This is a genomic window from Streptomyces sp. NPDC002306 (assembly GCF_053593435.1).
The window spans coordinates 1-22,268 of the sequence record NZ_JBSFCK010000026.1 but is presented as its reverse complement, the minus strand read 5'-3'; the positions used below and the strand labels follow the sequence as shown (position 1 = coordinate 22,268).

The window sequence follows — 22,268 nt, the reverse complement described above, 5'->3', positions numbered from 1 at the left end:
GCCGGAGGTCGTCGCACGGACCGGGCGGTGTGCCGCTGTCCGGTCAACCGTTTTCCCCGGGCGAGTCGTTGAGAGACTGTTCGGTCCAGATGCACTTGCCGTCCGGGGTGTAGCGCGCGCCCCAGTGCTGGGTGAGAGCTGTGATCAGCTGGAGGCCGCGTCCGCCCTCGTCGGTGTCCGCCGAGCGGCGGATGCGGGGCATCGCGGGGCTGGCGTCGAAGACCTCGCAGATCAGTTTGGTGCTGTGCAGCAGACGCAGGCGGACGGGGCCTCTGGCATGCCGGACGACGTTGCCGACCAGTTCGCTGGCCAGGAGTTCCGTCGTGGGAATGAGGTCGGGAAGGTCCCAGGCGGCGAGTTGTTCCCGTACGAGCCGCCGGGCCTGGCCCGCCGCCGGAGCGGCGTCGGGAAGCGGCCAGGAGGCGATCCGGTCGGCCGGGAGCGCGTGCAGTTGCGCGACGAGGAGCGCGGAGTCGTCGGCGGTCATCTGGTCCACGGGCAGCAGACCGCCGATCAGCCGGTCGCACAACTGCTCCAGGTCCGCCATGGCGCCGTCCTCGTGAGCGGTGCTCAGGAGCCGGGCCAACGTGTTCATGCCCGCGTCGATCTCGCGGGTGGAGGACTCCACCAGGCCGTCGGTGTAGAGCACCAGCAGGCTTCCGTCGGGCACCGGCACATCGACCTTCTCGTACGGCATCTTCGTGACACCCAGCGGAGGGTCGGCGGAGCTTTGCGGGAAGCGCACGGTGCCGTCGGGGAGAACCAGCGCGGGCGGTGGGTGACCGGCCCGTGCCAGCGAGCAGACCTGCGAGGTGGAGTCGTACAGAGCGTAGACACAGGTGACGTAGGACTCCTCGCCCATGCCGCTGACGATGTCGTTGAGGTGGCTCATGATTTCGTCGGGCGGCAGTTCGAGATCGGCGAGGGTGTGCACAGCGGTGCGCAGACGGCCCATGGTGGCGGCCTCGGGCACGCCGTGGCCCACGACGTCACCGATGACGAGCGCCACCTGGCCGCCTGAGAGAGGGATGACGTCGTACCAGTCGCCGCCGACGTCCATACCCTGTCCGGCCGGGAGGTAGCGGGCCGCGGTGGTGCACGCCGACAGGGTGGGCAGTCCGCGCGGGAGGAGACTGCTCTGGAGCGCGCGGGAGCGGGTGTGCTCGAAGTCGTAGAGCCGGGCCCGCTCCAGGGCCTGGGCGAAGAGGGCGCTGATGGTGCTCAGCAGGGCACGCTCGTCGTCGGTCAGATGGCGCGGGTGGTCGAACACCACCATGCAGACGCCGAAGGTGCGCCCCGAGGCGGTGAGCGGCAGGTAGGCCCACGCCTGTTCATCCGCTGCCTCGGGCAGCAGGAGATCGTCGGGTACGTGCTTGGACTTCTCCTCCCTGGAGGAGAAGAAGAGCGGGGCCCCCGAGGTGATGGTGTCCCACTCCGGGTCGCCCGGTACCCGCGTGCGGTTGTCGAGGGCGGGGCGGAACTGGCGCGCCTGACCGACGGCCCCGACGTTCTGGAGCCGGTTGCCCTCGATGACCCGCACCAGAAATCCGGACGCGCCGAAGGGCGAGAGGACCCTGCGGGCGGCCGCGTCGACCACGTCCTGCGACGTCGTCGCCTTGGCGAGTTCGGCGTTCAACTCCGCGATGCGGACGGCACGTTCACTCGCGGCACGCTCGGACCGCTCGGCCTCCACCTCCAGGCGCCGGGTCTCGGTCACGTCGGTGAAGTAGAGGGTGTGCCCGTCCGGCCCGGGGACGAGGCGTACTTGGTACAGACGGTCGCTGCCCCACAGCATCGAGTCGAAGCTGGCGGGCCCCTCCTCGCGTGCCGCCTTGCGGAACTGCTCCTCCAGCCGTGGAGGCGCCGGCCTGGTCGTGGGGAGTTCCCACAGCACGCGTCCGAACAGTTCCTCCTCGGAGAGACCCAGGACGCGCTCGGCCGCCAGGTTGGCGAAGGTGACGTGCCAGTCGCCGTCCACCGCCAGGAAGCCGTCGCTCATGTGGCGCAATGCCCGGCTGAGGGCGTCCCGGGCGGTACGGGACTCGCTGGTGTCCCAGCCCATACCGATCATCCGGTACGGCTCGCCCGTCTCGTGGTAGGTCGGCTTGGCCCGGGCCCTGGTCCAGCCCCAGCCGCCGTCCGGCCTGCGCACCCGGTACTCGACGTCGAACACCGTCCGGTCACGGATCGCCCGCTCCACGGCGGCGAGCGTGTAGGCCAGGTCGTCGGGGTGGACGACCCTCATCCAGTCCTCGACCTTGCCCGTGAAGGCGTCCGGTGTCACGCCGTAGAGCTCCATGGACGCCTCGTCCCAGATCAGCTCGCCGGTCGCGATGTTCCAGTCCCACGACCCGATGCTGACCTCCTTGAGGGCCTGTCGCAGACGCGCGGAGCCCCGGTCGTCCGGCGGGGGGCGCACCGGTGGCGGCGCCTGGGCCAGGCGTTCCTCGGTCCATGCGACCAGGCCGTGCAGGAAGTCCCACTGGCGCGGGGTCGGCTCGCCCCGCTCACCGGTCAAAAGGGTGAGTACGCCGGTGGTGCGGTCCGCGCTCGACAGGGGGAGGGCGACCATGCCTGTGCTGAGCCATCCGTGGCCACCGAAGTCGCTGCCCGCACAGGGCGGGGCGGCCGGATCCGTCCCGGGAGCGGCTGTCGCCAGCGGCACCCACACCTCGGTGCCGCGCTGGAGGGCCTGGGCCGGTGCCAGCGGGCCGTCCTGGTCGATGATCTCCCAGGTATGGATGCAGGCGGAGGGTATGCCGGTCGCCGTGACCAGCCGGAGCGCGGACATGGGCCCGCGGAGATGGATCGTGCCTCCGAGGGCGCTCAGCTCCGCCACGGCGTGTTGCAGTGCCAGACGGAAGACTTCGCTCTCCGTGAGACCACGGGCCACCGACCCGAGCAAGGCCAACCGACCGTTCATCCGGGGAACCTTCGTCTCGTGCAAACCGTGCCTGGCAAGATTCTTCCCGGCCGATGCCTTGTCCGCCATACGGGCATCCGGGCGCGGAACCCTCGACCTGTATTTAGTAGCCCGAACAAACCGCCTTGGGGGAGGCGGGCGAGCAGGCGGGTCGTGTGGGGTCGTCGACCGATCTGCGTCAGGCCGGGCGGCAGGAACGGCAGACATGGCCGTCGATCGCCGTCGCCAGATCGTTTGCCGCTGCCCGTACCGCAGGGTCGTCATCACCGGTCAGCGCGGTCACCGTGCGCGCACGGTGCAGCACGGCGAGGTGGGCAGCCCGCTGTACCTCGATGTGCGAACTGCCGTGTCCGAGGATCGCCCGGAGCAGTTCGATCACCTCGGGCCGGCAGGCGACGGCTTCCGTCACGGCGAGATCCCACAGGAACGGGACCGCGGCGACCGTCGCGTCGAAGACGGCCAGCTCACCGAGCCACAGGCCAAGGTCGCTCAAGGCCTCGGCGCTGGTCCTGGCATCGCCCCATGCCACCCGGGAGAGCCTTCCGGGAACGTCCTTCGCGGAGCCGTACGCGTGCTCCAACTCGTGCCACGGGACACGGATCATGCCCTTCAGTACGGTTCCCACCACGCCCCCGTACTTGGTTCCCGTCCGCCGACTCCGACACCGCCCTATTCGACCTCACGGACCACGCCGGCCGCGAGCCGTTTCCCGCCGGCTTCGCGGCTTCGTATACGGGCCGGCCATCCGTCACGGTCTCCTCCGGGCCATCGTCGGCCTGGAGTCTACGGCGCCCTCCCCGGGCGGAGCGGTGCGCAAGTCCGCGTCAGGTGCGATCTGTTGCGGTTCGGCAGGTGGGCTGCCGGTAGGCCGGGCCTGGCGGGGTAACCGGACAGCGACAGCGGTGAGCGTCGATGTTCGAGGAGGTACGTACCGTGCACGCTTTGAGGAACTGGCTCGGCCGCAGTCTGTTCGCCCAGGCGGTCCTGGCCTTCGTCCTGACCGTGGGTTTCAACGCTGTGTCGCGTCGGGATGAGCATCCGGCGCTATGGGTGATCCAGGCCGCGCTCTACACCGCGATCATCGTCGGGTTCATGGCCCTACAGCGCCGCAGGGTCGCGCGTGCGGTCGGCACCGACCCCCACGGACTCGCCGAACTCAACCGCAAGATCGTGCACCGTGAGGTGCCGAAGGACCCCCAGGAGCAGGCGACCATGCGACGGCTCGTCGACGAGCACCTCGGGCGCATGGAACGGGGAAGGCGGTGGCTGCCGTACTGGCTGGGCTCCATGGGCCTGGTCGCGGCCGGGCTGCTCGTGCTGGGGGTGAGCAGCGGTGAACCGACCTTGCCACTGGTCACCGCGGCCGGGACGGTCGCGCTCTGCTGCTGGATGGTGTGGATGCGTGGACGCTCCCTGGAACGCTGTCGCCACATGCAGTCGGCGCTCAAGAGTCAGCGGATCGTGATGAGTTGAGCTCCACGAAAAAAGCGCGTCGCACCCCCGCGCGGAGTCCGGCTCGCGTGACCCCGCGCGCACTTCAGGACATGACCTTGTCCCGCAGGAATCGGACCACCTCCGTGTGGGCGGCCATGGGCAGGCCTTCCGGGGCGACCAGACCGACCTGGGTCAACACGGCGGCCTGGTCCCAGTAGAGGCGTTCGCTCTCCATCAGGCCGTCGCGGAATTTCACCATCACCAACAGCGGCACCTCGAGGGCCCGTCCGGTCGGCGCGAGTCCGGGCAGCAGGAACGGGATCTCCTGGTCGTGAGGCATCCCCATGAGGATCTCCTCCACGAGGAAGTCACTGCCCACCGACCGGTCCACGGTCTCCGTGACGGTGTTCTGCGGAATGCCGGGAATGAAGACGTCGCGGTAGTAACGCCGTAGGTGCTCCTTGCCGAACCCCCCGCTCATCGTCGGCAGATGCATCACACTGGCGTCCTCCACCATGGTGCTCACCGTCAGATCGGCGTCCTTGACCTCGAACTCGTACGCCGTGTGCCGCTCCCACAGCGCGACCATTTCCTCAGGGTTCACCATGGCTCCTTCGCAGGTCCGTCGCTCCGACGGGGCTCCTTGCCGATCAGCCTCGCACCGACCGGCGAAAGCCGCCACGGGGGTGCGACCAGGCATCACGCGAGCCGAGCGCCGTCGTCGGGCGTCCCGGGTTCCGATGCCTGGCCGCTGCCGCGCTCAGGCCGTCACACCGAGGAGAGGCCGATCGCGCGGTCGACGTCGGCGGGGCGCAGGACGCGGAGGATGCCCTCCAGGAGGTAGTAGTCGCCGTAGGGGACGGAGACCTCGATGCCGTCCTCGGCGGGGCGGTTGCGGGTGGCGCGGGCGAGGACGGCCTGGGCCCGGGTGGACCGGGTGGTCAGGCAGGTGGTCGCGAGGGCGGTGAGGATGCGGAGGGCGGCTTCGCGGTAGTCGGGACGGGCGGTGGCGGCGGAGAGGTCGAGCAGCCCGCAGGCCAGGACGGCACCGGCGGACGAGTCCTTGATGTCGTACGGCTGCTGGGGCGCGAGGTAGTCCCAGACCGGGACGTTGTCCGGGGTGAGGGCGCCGAGCGCGTAGTCCGCCAGTTTGGTCGCCGTGGCGAGGAACTGCGGGTCGCCGGTGCGCCGGTGCATCGTGGTGAAGCCGTAGACGCCCCAGGCCTGGCCCCGGGACCAGCAGGAGGACGGGCTGTAGCCCTGGACCGTGTTGGGGCCGAGAGGGGCGCCGGTGGCCGGGTCGAAGTCGTAGACGTGCGGGGTGGAGCCGTCCGGGCGGGGGAAGTAGCGCTGGGCGGTGCGCGCGTGGGCGACGGCGGCGTCGAGGTAGCGCGCGTCCCCGGTCTGCTTGCTCGCGAAGGTCAGCAGGTCGAGGTTCATCATCGTGTCCATGATGACGCGGCCCGCGTTGGCCGTTTCGTTCAGCGCGCCCCAGGCCCGGATGAACCGTCCCGCGCTGTTGTACCGCTTGACGAGCGAGGACGCCGCCTGGACAGCCCCGTCACGCCACTTGGGGTCGCCGGTGAGCCGCCAGGCGGTGACCCACGAGGGGTAGAAGAGGAAGCCGAGGTCGTGGGTGCCGGTGTCGGTGCGGCGCGGGGCCAGCCGGTCGGCCGCGGCGAGGGCCAGGGAGCGGAACTGGGCGTCGCCGCTGTGCAGCCAGGCCATCCACAGTGTGCCCGGCCAGAAGCCGCCGACCCAGTCGCCGTTGTCCGAGTAGGTCCACTTCTCGAACTTCGTGATGACGGGGAACGACGTGACGCCGGGGGCGACCGCTCTCAGCTTGGTCACGGCGTAGTCCGCCGCCGTGCGCAGGGTTCGTATCGTCTCGGCCGGATCCGCGGCCGGGGCGATGGGCGCGGCCTGCGCGGCTTGAGCGGAGGGTGCGAGCGCGGTCGTCGCGGCCGCGGCGCCGGCCGCGGAGGTCAGCAGGTGTCGCCGGGAGAGGCTCATGGGGGCCCGCCGTTTCGAGTGGGGGACGGAACGCGAAGAGGCGAGGCAAGAGTTGCACGGCGTTCACCACGCTGTACATCTACGTGGCGCAGGTTTGTGTATGTGAACTCCCGTGTGTGGCAGGCGTCTAGTGCGCGGTGGCCCTCGGCGACTCCGGCGAGTACGGCGAGAGGGCGGCGCCAGGGTCTGCGACTCCGGCTACCCTCGGGTCATGGAGCGGGACCGTCCCCTTGTCCGCGACGTCTTCCCCGAGTTCGTCGCAGAACTGATCTCCCTTCTAGAACACGAGGGAGAACGTGAACTGGCCATCTGCGCCTGGGATCTTCGTCTGGTCGACGAGTGCGGCTGTGGCGATGACTTCTGTCAGAGCTTCGCGACCGAAGCGCATCCGCAGGGGCAGCCGTATGGCGCCGGCCACCGGTGTGTGCCGCTCCTGTCGGCGCGGGGAATGCTGTGCCTGGACGTCGTGTATGGCCGGATCATGTATGTCGAGGTTCTCGACCGGCCGGACATGCGCCGCCGGAGTGAGCGACCTCTCTCCTGAGTCGACTCGACGTCGTGCAGGCCATCGAGTTCCAGCCGCGCTCTCCGCCTGACGCCAGACGGGTCATGGCGCTCCGGGGCCCGGCGACCCGAGCGCGCCGACGCGAGCCGACGGTCGGCGGTGGGACGCGCATCGAGTCATCGGATCGGTCCGATACGACCCAAACACACATCCATCTTCGCTGGGCCACGCGTCCCGGTCGTCTCCGGTTTCCCGCGTGTACGTCTCAGATTGCTTCCATCGAGCGATGGACCACATCACGTTCCTCGTGGCGGTCGTCATCGTCACGGCTCTGGCCTTCGACTTCACGAACGGGTTCCACGACACCGCGAACGCAATGGCGACGTCCATCGCAACCGGCGCGCTCAAGCCGAAAACCGCCGTCCTGATCAGCGGTGTTCTGAACATCGTCGGCGCCTTCCTGTCCACGGAGGTCGCCAAGACGATCTCGAGCGGCATCGTCGACGACGCACTGGTCACCCCGGGCATGATCTTCGCCGGGCTGGTCGGGGCCATTCTCTGGAATCTGCTGACCTGGCTGCTCGGCCTGCCCTCCAGTTCCTCGCACGCCCTGTTCGGCGGCTTGATCGGTGCGGTGTGGGTCGGCGCCGGTGAGCACGGTGTCCACTTCGACAAGATCATCGAGAAGGTGCTGATCCCTGCCGTGGCCTCACCGGTCGTGGCGGGTGTGGCCGCACTACTGGCCACCTATCTCGCCTACCGGATCACCGCGCGGGGCCGCAAGGAATCGGTGACCAAGGGGTTCCGGTTCGGCCAGATCGCCTCGGCCTCGCTGGTCTCGCTCGCGCACGGCACGAACGACGCGCAGAAGACCATGGGTGTCATCACGCTCACCTTGATCTCGGCGGGTTCACTCGGCCACGACGCCGGTCCCCCCGTGTGGGTCATCGCGTCGGCCGGTCTCGCCATCGGCCTCGGGACCTACCTCGGCGGCTGGCGGATCATCCGCACCATGGGCAAGGGGCTCACCGACATCCAGTCGCCGCAGGGCTTCGCGGCGGAGGCGGCCTCCACCACCGTGATCCTCACCTCGGCGCACCTCGGTTTCGCGCTCTCCACCACGCAGGTCTGTTCCGGAGGCATCCTCGGCGCCGGTCTGGGCAGGCGTCTGGCCGAGGTCCGCTGGGGCACGGCGGGCCGCATGGTGATCGGCTGGCTGATCACGCTGCCGGCCGCCGCGCTGGTCGGCGGTGTCTCGGCGAGCGTGGTCAAGCACGGCGGAAACGTCGGCACCGCGGTGATCGCCGTGTGCGCCGTCGCCGTCGCCGCGTTCATCGTCCTCGCCTCGCGCCGTAACCCGGTCCACGCGGACAACGTGAACGACACCCACAAGGTCACCATCCGTGGCGGGACGCCCACCGGCGTCGGCACCGCCGCCTGAGCCGAAGAGAGTTTCGTACGATGGATCTGGACTGGACCGCACTCGGTGAGGTCACCGCGGTGAGTATCGGAGTCACCGTCGCCGTGGTCGTCGTCTTCGCGCTCGGCGTCCTGGGTATCTCTCAGGTCGAGACCGCGCGGGAGGCGGACGGCGGCCGCACTCACGTCCTCGGTCTCGCCCAGGCCGGGATGTGTTTCCTGGCCTGCGCGGCCGTGGTCGCGTACGGAATTTATCTGATCGTGCCGCAGTTCCACTGAGGCCAAGGCGGAGAGACACGATGACTGCACTACTGACGGGAATGACCGTCGACTACAGCGACCATGACGACCCGGTGCTGATCCGGCCGGACGGCACCCCGGTGGACACCTGGCGGGAGAACTACCCCTACCAGGAGCGCATGGAGCGCAAGGAGTACGACTGGCACAAGCGGCTCCAGCAGATAGAACTGCTGAAGCTGCAGAGCTGGATCAAGGAGAGCGGTCGCCGCCTCGTCATCGTCTTCGAGGGGCGCGACGCGGCCGGCAAGGGCGGCACGATCAAGCGGTTCACCGAGCACCTCAACCCGCGGGGCGCGCGTGTCGTGGCCCTGGAGAAGCCGACCGAGCGCGAGCGCGGGCAGTGGTACTTCCAGCGGTATGTCGAGCATCTGCCGACCGCGGGCGAGATCGTGATGTTCGACCGCTCCTGGTACAACCGGGCCGGCGTGGAGCGGGTCATGGGCTTCTGCACGGACGACGACTACCGGCGCTTCATGCGGCAGGCGCCCGCGTTCGAGCGGATGCTCGTCGACGACGGCGTGGACCTGATCAAGTTCTGGTTCTCGGTGTCCCAGGGCGAGCAGCGCACCCGCTTCACGATCCGCCAGGTCGATCCCGTACGGCAGTGGAAGCTCAGCCCCATGGACCTGGCCTCGCTCGACCGCTGGGACGACTACACGGCCGCCAAGGTCGCGATGTTCCGCGAGACGGACACCGTGCAGGCGCCCTGGACCGTGGTGAAGAGCAACGACAAGAAGCGGGCCCGTGTCGAGGCCATGCGCAGTGTCCTCGCGCGCTTCGACTACGCCGACAAGGACGAGGACGTCGTCGGCAGTCCCGATCCGAGCATCGTCGGCGCGGCCGCGAACCTGCTGGAGGCGGGCGAGGACGACCACGCTCACTGAGCGGGTGCGCGGGAGACGTTGGGCAGGCGCCGCCGAAGGCCACGATTCGTGCGGCGCCTTGCACGGTCGACAGGGTGCCAGGTACCAGGCCACGACAGCACCTCGTTCGATCCACGGGCCGGTCAGGGCTCTGCCGCGGTCGGCTGCACCAACGTCTGCCCCGATGGCAGCCGGAGCCTCCTGGTCGACGGCATGCGCCGCACCGGTCACAGCACCACCTCGGTCACCCACGACGGGACCGCCACCGGCCGCCTGCCCGGCCTGGACCTCGCGCGACTTCCCCCCAGTGCCATGACCTGGACGGCCCGGTCGGTCGCTGGATGGCCGCTGTCGCCGAACTGGCCCACGCCGGGCCCGACATCACGCTCTCCGAGGCCGACGCGCGGCTGCGGGACGAACGACTGGACCGCCTTCCGCACTGGTCGGGTCCCGTAAGGAGAACGAACACGTTCCGACATCAAGCAAAGTACGTACCAAAGCGATGCCACAAATATTGACGCCTTCAAACAGGCTGCGTAGGTTCCGAGCCGGTCGGCGTGCGATCCGTCCGTGCGGACGGCACCTCAAGTCAGGGCTGGACTTTGGAGGAGATTTGTCATGCACATTACGAGATTATCTTGGGCGGGGACACCGCTGAGCAGGGCCGCCACCGCAGGTCACCGAGTCGCGCGGGCGGTGGCGGTCGCGGTGTCGGCTCTCGGCCTCGCTCTCGGCGTCCTGATCGGCTTTCCCGGCGCTTCGCAGGCGGCCGGCTCCCTTCCCTGCGACCTCTACGGCGGCGCAGGCACGGCGTGTGTGGCCGCGCACAGTACGACGCGCGCCCTCTACTCCTCGTACAACGGACCGCTCTACCAGGTCACCCGCGCCTCGGACGGCGCGAAGACCGACATCGGTCTGCTGGCTCAGGGCGGCTACGCGAACGCGGCGCAGCAGGACACGTTCTGCGCGAACACCACCTGCCGCATCACCAAGGTCTACGACCAGAGCCCCCGGCACAACGACCTCACGCCGGGCCCGGCAGGGACCGCCGGTGGCGTGGACCGAGGGGCCGATGCCAGTGAGATCGCCGTGACCGCCGGCGGCCACAAGGTGTACGGCATCTGGATCTCACCCGGCGTCGGGTACCGCTACACGGGAGTCGCGTCGGGCGTCGCCGTCAACGGACAGCCCGAGGGTGTCTACATGGTGGCCAGCGGCACGCACGTCGGCTCCGACTGCTGCTTCGACTACGGCAACGCCGAGAGCACCCCCGCCGACACCGGCAACGGGCACATGGACGCCGTCAGTATCGCGACCACCTGCTACTTCGCGCCGTGCACCGGTTCGGGCCCGTGGGTCGAGGCCGACCTGGAGAACGGCATGTTCCAGGGCGACAACGGCTCCAACACCGCCAATCGCGGCAACAACAGCGCGTACGTCACCGCCGTGCTGAAGAACGACGGACAGACCAGATACGCCCTCAAGGGCGGCAACTCCCAGTCCGGCGCCCTGACGACGTGGTGGGACGGCGGTCTGCCCACGCGCGGCGGCTACCGGCCGATGCAACAGGAAGGCGGCATCATCCTGGGCATCGGCGGCGACAACAGCAACCGCAACAGAGGCACGTTCTTCGAGGGCGTGATGGTCGCCGGATACCCGACCGACGCCGCGGAGAACGCGGTTCAGGCGAACATCGTCTCGGTCGGATACTCCGGCGCGACGGACGTTCCCAACGGCCCGCAGGGGACGGTCACCGGACCCGGCGGCAAGTGCGTCGACGTCGCCGCGGACGACACCGGCACCAACGGCACCGCCGTCCAGCTGTGGGACTGCCAGACCTACGCCGAAGACCAGCACTGGGAGCACCGCGTGGACGGCTCGCTGGCCACGATCGGGCGGTGCCTGGACATCGTCGGCAACGGGACCGCCAACGGGGCCAAGGTCGAGTTGTGGGACTGCAATGGTGTGGGCGGCCAGAAGTGGGTGCAGCAGGCCGATGGTTCGCTGCTCAACCCGCAGTCGGGCCGTTGTCTCGACTCGCCCAGCGGTGCCACCGCGAACGGAACGGTGCTGCAGATCTGGGACTGCAACGGCGCGGCGGCCCAGAAGTTCTCCGTGAACGGCGGTGCGCCGGTCACCGGTCCCGGTGCCAAGTGCGTGGACGTCGCCGCGGACGACACGGGCACCAACGGTACGGCCGTTCAGCTGTGGGACTGCCAGTCCTGGGCGGCGGATCAGCACTGGACGCGTCACGCGGACAGTTCGCTGTCCACGATCGGGCGGTGCCTGGACATCGTCGGCAACGGGACCGGCAACGGCACCGAGGTCGAGTTGTGGGACTGCAATGGTGTGGGCGGCCAGAAGTGGGTGCAGCAGGCCGATGGTTCGCTGCTCAACCCGCAGTCGGGCCGTTGTCTCGACTCGCCCAACGGCGCTACCGCCAACGGCACACGGCTGCGGATCTGGGACTGCAACGGTTCGGCGGCCCAGAAGTTCGCGTTGCACTGACGTACGTCGTTCCGCTGTCCGGGTACCCACGCGGTGCCCGGACGGTCACCCACGGCACGTCGTCGTCCGAGGCCATGCCCAAGGACGGCAGCCGCTGAAGACGGTCATACGTGCGTGAGGAGGCGCTCCAGCGGCCGGGGAACGCGGTCGAGGCGCAGGTGCGCGACCAGGGCTTGCGCGTAGAGCGCCTTGCGGCCGCTGTGCGTGCCCATGAAGCGCCGCAGCTGGTGTTCCACGGGCCGTTCCCGCTGCGCCGGCTGGCCCTGGAAGGTGCGGAAGGGGCGCGTCTCGCCCTGGGCCTCGATCACCTGCTGTACGCCCTCGGCCCCCACGGCGCGGATCAGTTCGTCCTCCAGGTCGGCGACGCACACATGGAATCCCAGCGTCTCCAATGTGCTGTGCGCGAGACCGGATCCGAGCCCGACCCGTTCGAGGTGACGCTGGAAATGCCGCTCCTCACCGATGTCGTAGAGGCCGGCCAGCGGAAGGTCGAGCCCCGGAGGACCACACACGTCCAGGAAACGCCCGATGTTCGTCGCACCGCCGAGCGGTACCACCGCGACGCCCTCCGCGCCGAGGTCGCGGCCGTACCGTGTGGCCAGCGCTTCGAGGGCGACCTGATCGCTGCTCCCCTCGACCAGGACGATGGTCCGCGCCCCGCCGCCGGCCAGTTCCCGCGCCACCGCGGCGGCAGCGTCCGCCTCCGCTCCGCGGGCCGCCCACGCGACCAACGCCTGGCGGAACCGCGCCAATTCCTTCACGAGACCTCGCTTCCCGAAGCCATCCTGGCACGGCCGAGATCTCGTACGCACGAACGTTTTCCGGGAATCGACGCCCCAAGAGTCCGAAGGAGGCGCGGCAGCCGCGGGAGCGACGCATGGAGTCCGCCGCGGCGGATCGAGTGGCCGCTCGGGCCGACGGCGGAAGAGGGCATGGACGGGGGCCTCACTCTCCGGCGTCGTCCGCTATCCAGTTCTGCCAGACGCGGATCGTGTTGGGCACCTCCGGGCGATCGAGGAGCCAGAGGACATAGCCGGAATGCAGCCGGGCCCATGGGTTGGCGGACCGGGCGGCGGCCTTCAGCCTGCCGCGCAGATCCTCACTGTCGACGGCTCGGGCGACGCGCACGTACGCGCGGTCCTTGCAGCGGTAGGCCCTCTGAACGACGACCTCGACCAGGTCGGTGAGCTTCGCCCGGGCCGTCTCGCCGTGGCCGGCGACCGCCACGTCCCGTATGAGGCCCTCTTTCGTGCCCCACTCCTTGGCGTACCGGGTCCACTCCTGCGGATACCTCGCCTCCCATTCCAGGAAGAGGAGCGCGTACGGCAACCCCTGCCAGGTCCTGATGTCGCTGGACGGGCGGTTCCACAACGCGTTGGGCAGCGAATACCTCCCGGCTTCGACATACCGCTCATGTGCCCGCAGGAACGCCGGATCACGCCAGCGCTCCTCTCTGCCGAGCGGCAGCGTCGCATGCCACAACTCGTTGAACCGATCCCGGGCGTCCGCCACTTTTCCCTGGACATCAGCGAGACGGAGCAGCGCCGCGGCCCGCTCGACGGGATCGTGGGCGATGAGCCCGAACGCCCAACCCAACCGCGCGTCCCACGTCGCGGCTTCATCAACGCCCGCACCCGAATCCGCTTCCTTCGTCACGTAGGCGATCATCCCCTAGTCACTACGGCGACAGGGCGGCGACGGCCACCCGTGTCGGACCGGATACGACGTCTTCGCGGACCCTGCTCGGATCGCCGGTCGCGCGCCGTGCCGCCTCCCGAGGAGTGAGGTCGGCACGGCACACGGCATGCGCTACGCCGGGGGCGCGAGGAAGTCCCGTACGGGCAGCGCGCGGTCCACGATGCGGGTGTCGCCGATCCAGCCGTAGAACCCCTGGCCGAAGCGCTCGTCGAACTGGGTGGCACCGATCACGAACGGCTTGCCGAGGGTGGCGATGCCGGTCGAGCGCTGCGTGGGGTTGCGGGCGATGCGCGAGCCGTCCACGTAGACCACCGTGCGGCGGCCGTCGTTGACGACCGCGATGTGTGTCCAGCGGCCGATGGGCAGGGCGTGGCTCCACGACGTGGGGTCGGCGTCCTGCTTGTGCGGGTAGACCACGAACTGCAGGAACCGCTCCGGGGAGAGGTTGAGGCTGCAGGTGGGCTCCAGCGGGGACCAGCCGGTGGTCTTGCCGGCGTCGCCGTTCCGGCCCTCCCAGCTGAGGATGCCCATCCAGGCGTGGTCGCCCTCGAACGGCTCCGGCAGGCGGATGAACGTCTCGATGGTGTAGCCGGAGGTGAACTTCTCGCTGTTGAGCGCGGCTCCGGCGGCGGTGGTCAGGATCGCGGCGTGGTCAGGGCTCTTGCCGCCGTCGAAGCGCAGGCTGGCGTGCGCCGGCTGGCCCGGGTGGTGATCCGCGGACCAGGTCAGCGCGTCCTGGCCGGCGGCGCCGACACGGCTCACGGTCAGGTCGTTGCCGTGGCCGGAGAGGTCGCGCACGACGACGCCGTCGGGGACGGACGTGCCCGGCTTCCCGGCGGCGACCGTGCCGGAGGTGTCGAAGCGCCAGTACGCGACCGTGCCGCGCGGCATCACGGCGGCCGGCGGGCGGGGCGCCGGAGGCACCGCACGGGAGAAGCCCGCGAAACGCTCGGCGAAGTCGATGTCCAGGCTGAACCGGTCGACGGGACCGGTCAGTTCGATGGTCTCCGCTTCCAGCGGGCTGCGCTTCTCCGGGTCCCGGGCGAGGAACCACGGAGAGAAGGTCTGGACGTCGATCACGTTCCGGACCACGTCGAAGCCGTACATGCGGATCATGCCGGCGCCGCCGTAGTAGCGGTCCTGGTAGTTGGTGATGTGGACGTGGACATCGTTGTCAGCGTCGTTGGTGAGCACGGTGCGCCCGGGCGGCCAGTAGTGGCCGCCCAGCGCCAGGAAGATCTGGTCGTTGCCGCGGATCAGGCCGTCCCACAGACGCGTGCCGTTGCCCGACAGCTGCGCCGCGCCGTCGTCGTCGGACCACGCGATGTCGTGCGTGGTGAGGATGGCGGGCAGTGTCGGGTGTGCGTCGAGTACGCCCTGCGCCCACGACAGGCCCTTGTCCGACACACGCCAGTCGAGGGCGAGGACCAGCCACTCGCGGCCCGCGGCGCGCAGCACGTGGTAGCTGTTGTAGCCGTCGGGCGACGCGCCCCGGAAGGTCGGCATCGAGGCGTAGCGCTCCGGGCCGAACGCGTCGAGGTAGGCGGAGTCGCCGCGCTGGTCGTCGGTGGACGAGCGGATGTCGTGGTTGCCGGCGAGGACGCTGTAGGGCACCTTGCCGTGGATGGTGCGGAAGGTGTCGGCGGCGAGGCCGATCTCCTCCTCCGTGCCGTGCTCCGTCACGTCGCCGAGGTGCGTCATGAACGCGATGTTCGCCTCGGCGCGCTCGGCGGCGAGGTAGCGGAAGGTCTCGCGCAGCGGCTCCGGGTCCGCGCTGTCCGCGTCGAACAGGTACTGGGTGTCGGGGAGGACCGCGAGTGCGAAGCGCGGGCTCTCCTCGTCGAAGTGCGACCGGCCGCCGCTGCTCGCCGTGGCGGCGTGCGCGGGCGTCGCCGCGATCGTGGACGCCGCCGTCACCGCCGCGCCGGCCGCCGGTATGGCGACCGCCGCCTGCAGCAACGCGCGTCTGTCCAGTCCGCTCTGGTGTCCTGACGTGCCCATGTGCCCTCCTGAGGTGGAACTTTTCGGGTCCGAGGGGCACGCTGCGCAGTGGCTGTGACCGACCGATGGCAGACAGCTGAACAACGGCTTCAGATAGCCGCACGAATGACAGCGGCCGCGAGGTGACAGCGCGGAGCGAGCCGTTCGGTACGGGGGCTGCGGCGGTGTGGTGCCCGGGAACTCCCTGGCCGAGGCGCGGCGAGCGGCTGACGACCTCATGGGGACCCGGTACGGCCGGTACAGCCATACGGCGCGACCTCACGCCGCTCAAGAACCCTTGAGCGGTCGGCGGAGGTGACTGCGATGAAGGCGTGGTGGCTGCGGGTGCGTACCGGGTGTGTCGTAGGGCGGAGTCGCGTACTCCGAACAGCCGAATCAGGATGGGTATGAGGGCGCCGAAGCGGGCGCGCCCGCGCCCGCCGCGACGGCGCGATCAGGAGGTTGACGCGATGACTACCGCCGCAGACATCATGCACCCCGGGGCTCAGTGGATCCCCGCCACCGAGACCCTCGACCGGGCCGCTCAGCTCATGGCCCAGCTCAACGTGGGCGCTCTGCCCATCAGCGACTCCGCGGAGCGGCTGTGCGGCATCGTCACGGACCGCGACATCGTCGTGAACTGCGTGGCGAAGGGGCACGACCCCGCGCAGGTCACGTGCGGTGACATGGCCCAGGGCACCCCGCGCTGGATCGATGCGGACGCGGACGTCACTGATGTGCTGGAGGAGATGCAGAGTCACCAGATTCGTCGGCTGCCCGTGATCCAGAACAAGAAGCTGGTGGGCATGATCAGCGAGGCGGATCTCGCCCCGCACCTCTCCGACGACCAGATGGCGACCTTTGTGGAGAGGATCTACGCGGAGGCCTGACCAGGCGAGGGCACTGCCTGGACCACCCGCGCCGGACGGTGCGGGCGGTCCGGCTTGAGCGCCTCTCCGGCCGGTCGGTCCGGGGACTTCAAGTGCGAGGCGGAACCCCGTGGTGCTCCTGGGTGGGCTGGTGGTGCGAGGGGCTGCTCCAGCTCGCGAGGAGTTTCAGGCGGTCTTCGGAGGGGGAGCCGGGCTCGGCGGTGTAGATGCCGAGGGTCTGGTCGGCGTCGTCGGCGGCGGTGAAGGCTTCGTAGCCCAGCACGAGATCCCCGACGAGGGCGTGCCGGTAGCGCTTGGTGCCATGAGTGCGCTGGAAGACGTCGTGCTCGGCCCACCAGCGGCGGAAGTCGGCGTCGCGGCGTGAGAGGTCGCCGACGAGTTCGGCCAGGGCGGGATCATGGGGGTGGCGTCCGGCGTACAGGCGCAGGGAGGCGACCACCGAGCGGGCACCTTCCTCCCAGTCGACGTGGAGCGCGCGTACCCGCTCGTCGAGGAAGATCAACCGGGCCATGTTGCGGTCGTGGGCGGGCAGCGCGTCGAAGTCGGTGTAGAGGGCGCGGGCGAGGTGGTTGCCGGCCAGCACGTCGAAACGCCGTCCCAGAACCAGGACCGGGACGTCGGCGAGCGTATCGACCAGCAGTTGCAGGCCCGGGCGGACGCGCTGCGACGGCGCGGGGCGTGAGCGGGCGGGGGAGGGGCGCGCGATGCGGAGCAGGTGCGCGCGCTCCAGGTCGTTGAGGCGCAGGGCGCGCGCGAGGGCGTCCAGGACCGCTTCCGAGACATGTGCGTGGCGTCCGCGTTCGAGGCGGATGTAGTAGTCGACGCTGACCCCGGCGAGCAGCGCGACCTCCTCGCGCCGCAGACCGGGCACCCGCCGCGTGCCGGGATGCGGCGTCAGACCCGCCCCCTCGGGGGTGATCTTCGCTCGGCGTGAGCGCAGAAAGTCCCGCAGCTCCGTATTCGGATCCTGACCCATGCGACCAGCGTAGGCGCGGCGGATCCCAGCGTTGAGCCTCCAGGGAGGCCCTGCTGGACCCCCTGTCCGAGCGGGTCTCCCACCCTGGCCGATGGCCGTGTTCGGCTGGCACGAGCAACCAAGGCACCAGGAGGCGAGCTGCGATGAAGCGCAGGATTCTCGGCGGCACCGGCATGTCGGTGAGTGAGTACGCGCTCGGCGCGATGATGTTCGGCGCGATGGGCAACACCGACCACGAGGAGTGCATCCGCGTCATCCACGCCGCGCTTGACGCAGGCATCAATGTCGTCGACACGGCGGATGTCTACTCCGGCGGGGAGTCGGAGGTGATCGTGGGCAAGGCTCTCAAGGGCCGTCGTGACGCGGTGGTGCTGGCCACCAAGTTCGGGTTGCCGATGGGGGAGGACCCCAACCAGCGCGGCGGCTCGGCCCGTTGGATCCGGCGCGCGGTCGAGGACAGCCTGCGCCGTCTGGACACGGATCACATCGACCTCTATCAGATGCACCGCCCGGACCCGGACACCGACATCGACGAGACCCTCGCCGCCCTGTCGGACCTGATGCGCGCCGGGAAGATCCGTGCCATCGGGGGCTCCTTCTTCGCACCGGAGGAGACCGTCGAGGCCCAGTGGACGGCCCGGCGTCACGGCCACCACCCGTTGCGTACCGAGCAGTCCCCCTACTCCGTCCTCACCCGCGGCGTGGAGAACCGCGTCCTGCCCACCGCCCAGCGGTACGGCATGGGCGTGCTGACCTTCGGCCCCCTGAACTCCGGCTGGCTCTCCGGACGCGTGGATCCCACCCAGGGGCACCGTAATGCCGGGCTCGGCGCGAAGATGTTCGATCTCTCCCAGCCCGGCGTACGGGCCAAGGCCGACGCCGTCCAGAAGCTCACCGCCCTGGCTGCCGAGGCCGGACTGTCGCTCGCCCATCTCGCGATCGCGTTCGTGCGCTCCCACCCGGCGGTGAGCGCGGTACTGATCGGCCCGCGCACTCCCGAACACCTCGCCGACCTCCTCGCCGGCGCCGACGTGGAGCTCACCGGCGACATTCTCGACCGCGTCGACGCCATCGTGCCGCCCGGCGTCGACGTGAATCCGGACGACTTCTTCGTCAACCCGCCGCCGCCCATCACCGACAAGCGCCTGCGCCGCCGCTGACGTACGGGCGTCCCCACGACCACGGCTCGAACTCAGTCGCCCTGTGTCGGTGTGCGGTCGCGCTGTACGACGATGATCGCCATGTCGTCGTCGAGGCGGCCGCCGGCATGCGTGCGGACGTCGGCGGTGAGTCGCTCGACCAGGGGACCGGGCGCCTGATCCGCCCAGGCCGCCGCCCGCTCGGCGAGCGGATAGAAGACACCGTCCGCGTTCCGGGCCTCGCTGACGCCGTCGGTGTACAGCACCAGCCGGTCGCCGTGGTCGAAGGGGAAAGTCGCCGGAGCGTAGGTGTCGGCGGCGCTGCTTGTGCCGTCGGCGCCGTCCGGCAATACGCCGAGTCCTAGCGGAGGAGACGGCTCGGGTACCGCCAGCGCTGTCGCTGTCCCCTCCGTTGCCGTTGCCGTTGTCGCTGTGAGTGTGGTGCTCGCGCTGTGCAGCAGGAGGGGCGGCGGGTGCCCGCAGCTGATCACATGCACCACCGGCTCGTGGTCCGGGATGTCCACCACGGCGGCGGTCACGAAGCGCTCGGCCGCGTCCTCCTTCGTCTCAGAGAACTCCGCGAGTCCCCACCGGACGGCGTCCTCGATGTAGGCGACCAGTTCAGGCAGCGGAATCGGGCGGTGTGCGGCGGCGCGGAAGGCGCCCAGCACGATCGCCGTGTCGCTGATCGAGGGGAGACCCTTGCCCCGGACGTCTCCGATGAGCAGCCGCGTCGAGCCGGGGATCCGGGCCGCGGCGTAGAGGTCACCGCCGATCGTCACGTCCGCTTCGGCACTGCGGTACTCCGAGGCGAGGGTGACGGGTCCGGTTCGCTCGGGCAAGGGCCGTAGGACGACGCGCTGTGCCGCGTCGGAGACGGAGCGCGCCCTGAGGAGTTCCCGCTCGCGCCGGTCACGCAGGCGTGTGAAGAGGACGAGGAAGGCGCAGACGGCGAGGAGCGCGGAGAGTTCGACGACCACGCTCTCGGTGGTCAGCGTCCCGCGCTCCATGCCGGCGGAGACCAGGGCGAGTACGGCGAGTGCCCCGATCAGCGTGGTGGCGCGCGGGCCGGTGCCGATGGCGGTGACCGCCACGGCGACGACCAGCAGGTGCGCGAGATGGATGTCCGGCGCCAGGAATCCGTCGGCCACCGGGATCGCGACGATGAGCAGGAGTGGCCCGACCCACCACAGGGGCTCCGGCGTGGCGCGCCGCCAGGCTCGCAGGGCTTCGGCCACAGATGCCGTGATCATGGGAGTACTCAAGTCGTGCTCCGGTGCTCTCGTCCTCCCCCCGCTAACGCGTGGCCGCTTGTCCGCCATTCCCGAGGGGCGCCACTCACGCCCTTGGGCGATCCGTGCGGCAACGCTCATCGTCGCGCGCGCTCGGCCCCGGGGGTGGTCGGCGAGGCGACGTAGGCTGCCACCCGGTGACATCACATGGCGTCACCTGGCGCGGGATGGCGCCACTTAGTGTCAGTCGGTGTCTCGCGGCGTCTCGCGGTGTCTCGCGGTGTTCAACCAACGCCAGCTGGCGCCATCCGTCTCAGTCCATACGCTCGCAAGTTTGCCGGGTGTGCGTAGCGCCATGATGGCGCAGGCGAGCCTCGCTCGAATCCGCAGGTCGGTTCCGCCGCTGTCGAGTGACCTCGGGGGTGGCGCCAATCGGGCTTGCGATGGCGCCAATGTGGTGCCATGATGGCGTCATGGATCTCACCCCGTACGTCGACACCCTCCGCCGTGAACTTGCGGTGGCCGCCGAGGCAGGCGGGGAAGGTGCCCGCGAGCTGGCCGAGCGGCTCACCGCTCCGCTGGAGTCGGCGACCCGGCTGACCCTGCTCCACGTGCTCTCGGCCGCGATGGGCGAGGTCACCCGCGAGCTCGCTCCCGGCTCGGTCGACGTACGGCTGCGCGGGCCCGACCCCGACTTCGTGGTGACGCCGCCGCCCGCCGACGGCAGCCCCATGGGGGCGGTCGTCGCGCCCGTCGAACCGGTCCAGGCGCAGGTGCCCGCCGACGGGGACGAAGGGGGCATCGCCCGCGTCAATCTGCGGCTCTCGGCCTCCCTCAAGGCGCGCGCCGAGGAGGCCGCGAGCCGCGAGGGGCTGTCCGTCAACGCGTGGCTGGTGCGGGCGGTGTCGGCCGCGGCCGACGGTCCCACTCGGCCGCGTACGGCGGAGAAGAGCCAGAGCGTCGGGTGACCGTCGGACAGAGCTTCACGGGCTGGGTGCGCCAGTCGCCGCGTCCGCTCCGCACCACTTCACCACACCACGTCCCACCAGCGGGGACGTCCTGAATGCCCATGAGAATCCATGAGGACGGGACAGCCATGCCTACTTTCGACACCCCCGAACCGATCTCGGTCACCGCGCACGTGGAGGCCGGTTCCCTCCGGTTCGCCGCGGGTGACCGCCTGGACAGTGTGGTCGAGGTGCGCCCCCGCGACTCGGGGCGGGACCTCGACGTACGGGCGGCCGGCCGGACCGAGGTCACCTACGCGAGCGGCGTGCTGTCCGTGCGGACCCCCAAGTCACCTCTGTTCGGTCGCACCGGCGTCGTCGACGTGACGGTCGAACTGCCCACTGGCTCCCGTATCGACATCACCGGCGCCGCGGCCCGGGTGCTCGGCGAGGGCCGACTCGGCGAGGTCCGCGTGAAAACCTTGTACGGCGACGTCCGCCTCGATGTGACCGGCCCGCTGAACCTGACCGCGTCGCACGGCTCGATCACCGTGGATCGCGTCGAAGGCGCGGCCGAGATCACCACCAGCTCCGGAAGCGTGCGCGTCGGCCTCGTCGACGGCCCCGTCGTGCTGAAAAACGCGCACGGCAACACGGCCATCGGCGCCGCGACCGGCGAGCTCCGGGCGAGCGGCGCCCATGGGGACATCGACGTCGCACGCGCCGAGGACTCGGTCACCGCCACCACCGCCCACGGCGCCCTGCGGGTGGGTGAAGTAGCGCGCGGCACTGTCCAGTTGGAGACCTCGTACGGCGCCATCCAGGTCGGCGTCCGCGAAGGCACAGCTGCCTGGCTCGACGCCGGCTCGGGCTCCGGCCAGGTGCGCAACACGCTCACCGCGTCCGGGACGCCGAAGAAGACCGAGGACACCGTCAAGGTCCTTGCCCGCACCCGGCACGGCAACATCGACATCCGCCGCGCCAAGGCCTGAGCGCCACCTCCCCAACCCGCCACATCTTCCGCCCGCTTCAACCTTCGAATGGAGAGCCCCGTGCCTTCTTCTGTCATGCCCACGCCCAAGCAGGGGGACGGTCAACCGTCGCCGCCCGCCGTCTCGGCTGTCGGGCTGCGCAAGTCCTACGGCGACAAGACCGTCCTGGACGGCATCGACCTGCGGATCCCGGCGGGCACCGTCTTCGCCCTGCTCGGTCCCAACGGCGCCGGCAAGACCACCGCCGTGAAGATCCTCTCCACCCTCATCACCGCCGACGGCGGCCAGGCCCAGATCGCCGGCCACGACCTGGCCGGCGCCCCGCAGAAGATCCGCGCCGCGATCGGGGTGACGGGGCAGTTCTCCGCCGTCGACGGCCTGATCACCGGCGAGGAGAACATGCTCCTCATGGCCGACCTGCACCACCTGCCCAAACAGGAAGGCCGCCG

19 protein-coding genes and 1 pseudogene are annotated in these 22,268 nt (G+C 70.0%); 11 read left to right on the top strand and 9 right to left on the bottom strand.

Features of this window, described 5'->3' with window-relative positions; all coding sequences use genetic code 11:
- Positions 1 to 43 precede the first annotated feature (43 nt).
- A complete protein-coding gene (locus tag ACWCQK_RS32320) occupies positions 44 to 2,923 on the bottom strand; it encodes a SpoIIE family protein phosphatase (protein ID WP_451161072.1) in 2,880 nt (959 codons plus the stop codon).
- Positions 2,924 to 3,101: 178 nt separating this feature from the next.
- Positions 3,102 to 3,548 (bottom strand): hypothetical protein, encoded by a 447-nt coding sequence (locus ACWCQK_RS32315; protein ID WP_451161070.1) that lies wholly within the window; start codon positions 3,546 to 3,548, stop codon positions 3,102 to 3,104.
- Between the two features lie 308 nt (positions 3,549 to 3,856).
- Here ACWCQK_RS32315 and ACWCQK_RS32310 point away from each other — a divergent pair, with 308 nt between their 5' ends.
- Positions 3,857 to 4,396, top strand: a complete 540-nt coding sequence (locus ACWCQK_RS32310) for a hypothetical protein (RefSeq protein ID WP_451161068.1) — start codon at positions 3,857 to 3,859, stop codon at positions 4,394 to 4,396.
- A 64-nt stretch (positions 4,397 to 4,460) separates the two neighbouring features.
- Here ACWCQK_RS32310 and ACWCQK_RS32305 read toward each other — a convergent pair whose 3' ends face one another.
- Positions 4,461 to 4,961: a nuclear transport factor 2 family protein gene (locus tag ACWCQK_RS32305; protein WP_451161066.1), complete on the bottom strand. Its 501-nt coding sequence runs from the start codon at positions 4,959 to 4,961 to the stop codon at positions 4,461 to 4,463.
- A 164-nt stretch (positions 4,962 to 5,125) separates the two neighbouring features.
- Positions 5,126 to 6,370 (bottom strand): glycoside hydrolase family 88 protein, encoded by a 1,245-nt coding sequence (locus tag ACWCQK_RS32300; protein ID WP_451161064.1) that lies wholly within the window; start codon positions 6,368 to 6,370, stop codon positions 5,126 to 5,128.
- A 211-nt stretch (positions 6,371 to 6,581) separates the two neighbouring features.
- Here ACWCQK_RS32300 and ACWCQK_RS32295 point away from each other — a divergent pair, with 211 nt between their 5' ends.
- The 5 genes from ACWCQK_RS32295 (at position 6,582) to ACWCQK_RS32275 (ending at position 11,965) form a co-directional block, all read left to right on the top strand.
- On the top strand, positions 6,582 to 6,914 hold the full coding sequence (locus ACWCQK_RS32295; protein WP_451161062.1) for a hypothetical protein: 333 nt from the start codon (positions 6,582 to 6,584) through the stop codon (positions 6,912 to 6,914).
- A 247-nt stretch (positions 6,915 to 7,161) separates the two neighbouring features.
- Positions 7,162 to 8,316 carry an anion permease gene (locus ACWCQK_RS32290; protein ID WP_451161060.1) on the top strand — a complete coding sequence of 385 codons (1,155 nt, stop codon included), beginning with the start codon at positions 7,162 to 7,164 and terminating at the stop codon, positions 8,314 to 8,316.
- A gap of 20 nt (positions 8,317 to 8,336) precedes the next feature.
- A complete protein-coding gene (locus ACWCQK_RS32285) occupies positions 8,337 to 8,573 on the top strand; it encodes a hypothetical protein (protein WP_451161058.1) in 237 nt (78 codons plus the stop codon).
- A gap of 20 nt (positions 8,574 to 8,593) precedes the next feature.
- A complete protein-coding gene (gene ppk2 / locus ACWCQK_RS32280) occupies positions 8,594 to 9,478 on the top strand; it encodes a polyphosphate kinase 2 (protein ID WP_451161056.1) in 885 nt (294 codons plus the stop codon).
- 687 nt (positions 9,479 to 10,165) lie between these two features.
- Positions 10,166 to 11,965: an arabinofuranosidase catalytic domain-containing protein gene (locus tag ACWCQK_RS32275; RefSeq protein ID WP_451161054.1), complete on the top strand. Its 1,800-nt coding sequence runs from the start codon at positions 10,166 to 10,168 to the stop codon at positions 11,963 to 11,965.
- 104 nt (positions 11,966 to 12,069) lie between these two features.
- Here the strand turns inward: ACWCQK_RS32275 and ACWCQK_RS32270 are convergent, their stop codons facing one another.
- The 3 genes from ACWCQK_RS32270 to ACWCQK_RS32260 form a co-directional block, all read right to left on the bottom strand.
- Positions 12,070 to 12,726 (bottom strand): TOPRIM nucleotidyl transferase/hydrolase domain-containing protein, encoded by a 657-nt coding sequence (locus ACWCQK_RS32270; RefSeq protein WP_451161052.1) that lies wholly within the window; start codon positions 12,724 to 12,726, stop codon positions 12,070 to 12,072.
- Positions 12,727 to 12,910: 184 nt separating this feature from the next.
- A complete protein-coding gene (locus ACWCQK_RS32265; protein WP_451161050.1) occupies positions 12,911 to 13,633 on the bottom strand; it encodes a hypothetical protein in 723 nt (240 codons plus the stop codon).
- A gap of 141 nt (positions 13,634 to 13,774) precedes the next feature.
- Positions 13,775 to 15,664, bottom strand: coding sequence for a LamG-like jellyroll fold domain-containing protein (locus ACWCQK_RS32260; protein ID WP_451161048.1), 1,890 nt, complete (start codon positions 15,662 to 15,664; stop codon positions 13,775 to 13,777).
- 449 nt (positions 15,665 to 16,113) lie between these two features.
- Here ACWCQK_RS32260 and ACWCQK_RS32255 point away from each other — a divergent pair, with 449 nt between their 5' ends.
- Positions 16,114 to 16,533 (top strand): CBS domain-containing protein, encoded by a 420-nt coding sequence (locus tag ACWCQK_RS32255; protein WP_451161046.1) that lies wholly within the window; start codon positions 16,114 to 16,116, stop codon positions 16,531 to 16,533.
- 88 nt (positions 16,534 to 16,621) lie between these two features.
- Here ACWCQK_RS32255 and ACWCQK_RS32250 read toward each other — a convergent pair whose 3' ends face one another.
- The gene (locus ACWCQK_RS32250; protein WP_451161044.1) at positions 16,622 to 17,509 is read right to left on the bottom strand and encodes a helix-turn-helix transcriptional regulator; all 888 of its coding nucleotides are present in this window, start codon (positions 17,507 to 17,509) and stop codon (positions 16,622 to 16,624) included.
- A gap of 143 nt (positions 17,510 to 17,652) precedes the next feature.
- On the opposite strand from ACWCQK_RS32250, the gene ACWCQK_RS32245 reads away from it, so the two are divergent.
- On the top strand, positions 17,653 to 18,669 hold the full coding sequence (locus ACWCQK_RS32245) for an aldo/keto reductase (protein ID WP_451161042.1): 1,017 nt from the start codon (positions 17,653 to 17,655) through the stop codon (positions 18,667 to 18,669).
- 32 nt (positions 18,670 to 18,701) lie between these two features.
- On the opposite strand, the gene ACWCQK_RS32240 is transcribed toward ACWCQK_RS32245, so the two are convergent.
- On the bottom strand, positions 18,702 to 19,901 hold the full coding sequence (locus ACWCQK_RS32240) for a PP2C family protein-serine/threonine phosphatase (RefSeq protein ID WP_451161040.1): 1,200 nt from the start codon (positions 19,899 to 19,901) through the stop codon (positions 18,702 to 18,704).
- Between the two features lie 452 nt (positions 19,902 to 20,353).
- On the opposite strand from ACWCQK_RS32240, the pseudogene ACWCQK_RS32235 reads away from it, so the two are divergent.
- The 3 genes and pseudogenes from ACWCQK_RS32235 to ACWCQK_RS32225 all read left to right on the top strand — a co-directional run.
- Positions 20,354 to 20,880, top strand: a pseudogene (locus ACWCQK_RS32235) (toxin-antitoxin system HicB family antitoxin); the annotation flags it as partial.
- Positions 20,881 to 20,976: 96 nt separating this feature from the next.
- Positions 20,977 to 21,819: a DUF4097 family beta strand repeat-containing protein gene (locus ACWCQK_RS32230; protein ID WP_451161038.1), complete on the top strand. Its 843-nt coding sequence runs from the start codon at positions 20,977 to 20,979 to the stop codon at positions 21,817 to 21,819.
- A gap of 75 nt (positions 21,820 to 21,894) precedes the next feature.
- Positions 21,895 to 22,268: ATP-binding cassette domain-containing protein (locus ACWCQK_RS32225; protein ID WP_451161170.1), on the top strand; the 374-nt coding region annotated here is incomplete at its 3' end.

What these genes read in the sequence shown, in the direction of transcription:
- ACWCQK_RS32265 (WP_451161050.1), bottom strand. Translation starts at nt 13,633, where the DNA reads ATGATCGCCTACGTGACGAAGGAAGCGGATTCGGGTGCGGGCGTTGAT.
- ppk2 (WP_451161056.1), top strand. Translation starts at nt 8,594, where the DNA reads ATGACTGCACTACTGACGGGAATGACCGTCGACTACAGCGACCATGAC.
- ACWCQK_RS32300 (WP_451161064.1), bottom strand. Translation starts at nt 6,370, where the DNA reads ATGAGCCTCTCCCGGCGACACCTGCTGACCTCCGCGGCCGGCGCCGCG.
- ACWCQK_RS32250 (WP_451161044.1), bottom strand. Translation starts at nt 17,509, where the DNA reads ATGGGTCAGGATCCGAATACGGAGCTGCGGGACTTTCTGCGCTCACGC.
- ACWCQK_RS32290 (WP_451161060.1), top strand. Translation starts at nt 7,162, where the DNA reads ATGGACCACATCACGTTCCTCGTGGCGGTCGTCATCGTCACGGCTCTG.
- ACWCQK_RS32295 (WP_451161062.1), top strand. Translation starts at nt 6,582, where the DNA reads ATGGAGCGGGACCGTCCCCTTGTCCGCGACGTCTTCCCCGAGTTCGTC.
- ACWCQK_RS32255 (WP_451161046.1), top strand. Translation starts at nt 16,114, where the DNA reads ATGACTACCGCCGCAGACATCATGCACCCCGGGGCTCAGTGGATCCCC.
- ACWCQK_RS32240 (WP_451161040.1), bottom strand. Translation starts at nt 19,901, where the DNA reads ATGATCACGGCATCTGTGGCCGAAGCCCTGCGAGCCTGGCGGCGCGCC.
- ACWCQK_RS32245 (WP_451161042.1), top strand. Translation starts at nt 17,653, where the DNA reads ATGAAGCGCAGGATTCTCGGCGGCACCGGCATGTCGGTGAGTGAGTAC.
- ACWCQK_RS32285 (WP_451161058.1), top strand. Translation starts at nt 8,337, where the DNA reads ATGGATCTGGACTGGACCGCACTCGGTGAGGTCACCGCGGTGAGTATC.
- ACWCQK_RS32320 (WP_451161072.1), bottom strand. Translation starts at nt 2,923, where the DNA reads ATGAACGGTCGGTTGGCCTTGCTCGGGTCGGTGGCCCGTGGTCTCACG.
- ACWCQK_RS32260 (WP_451161048.1), bottom strand. Translation starts at nt 15,664, where the DNA reads ATGGGCACGTCAGGACACCAGAGCGGACTGGACAGACGCGCGTTGCTG.
- ACWCQK_RS32230 (WP_451161038.1), top strand. Translation starts at nt 20,977, where the DNA reads ATGCCTACTTTCGACACCCCCGAACCGATCTCGGTCACCGCGCACGTG.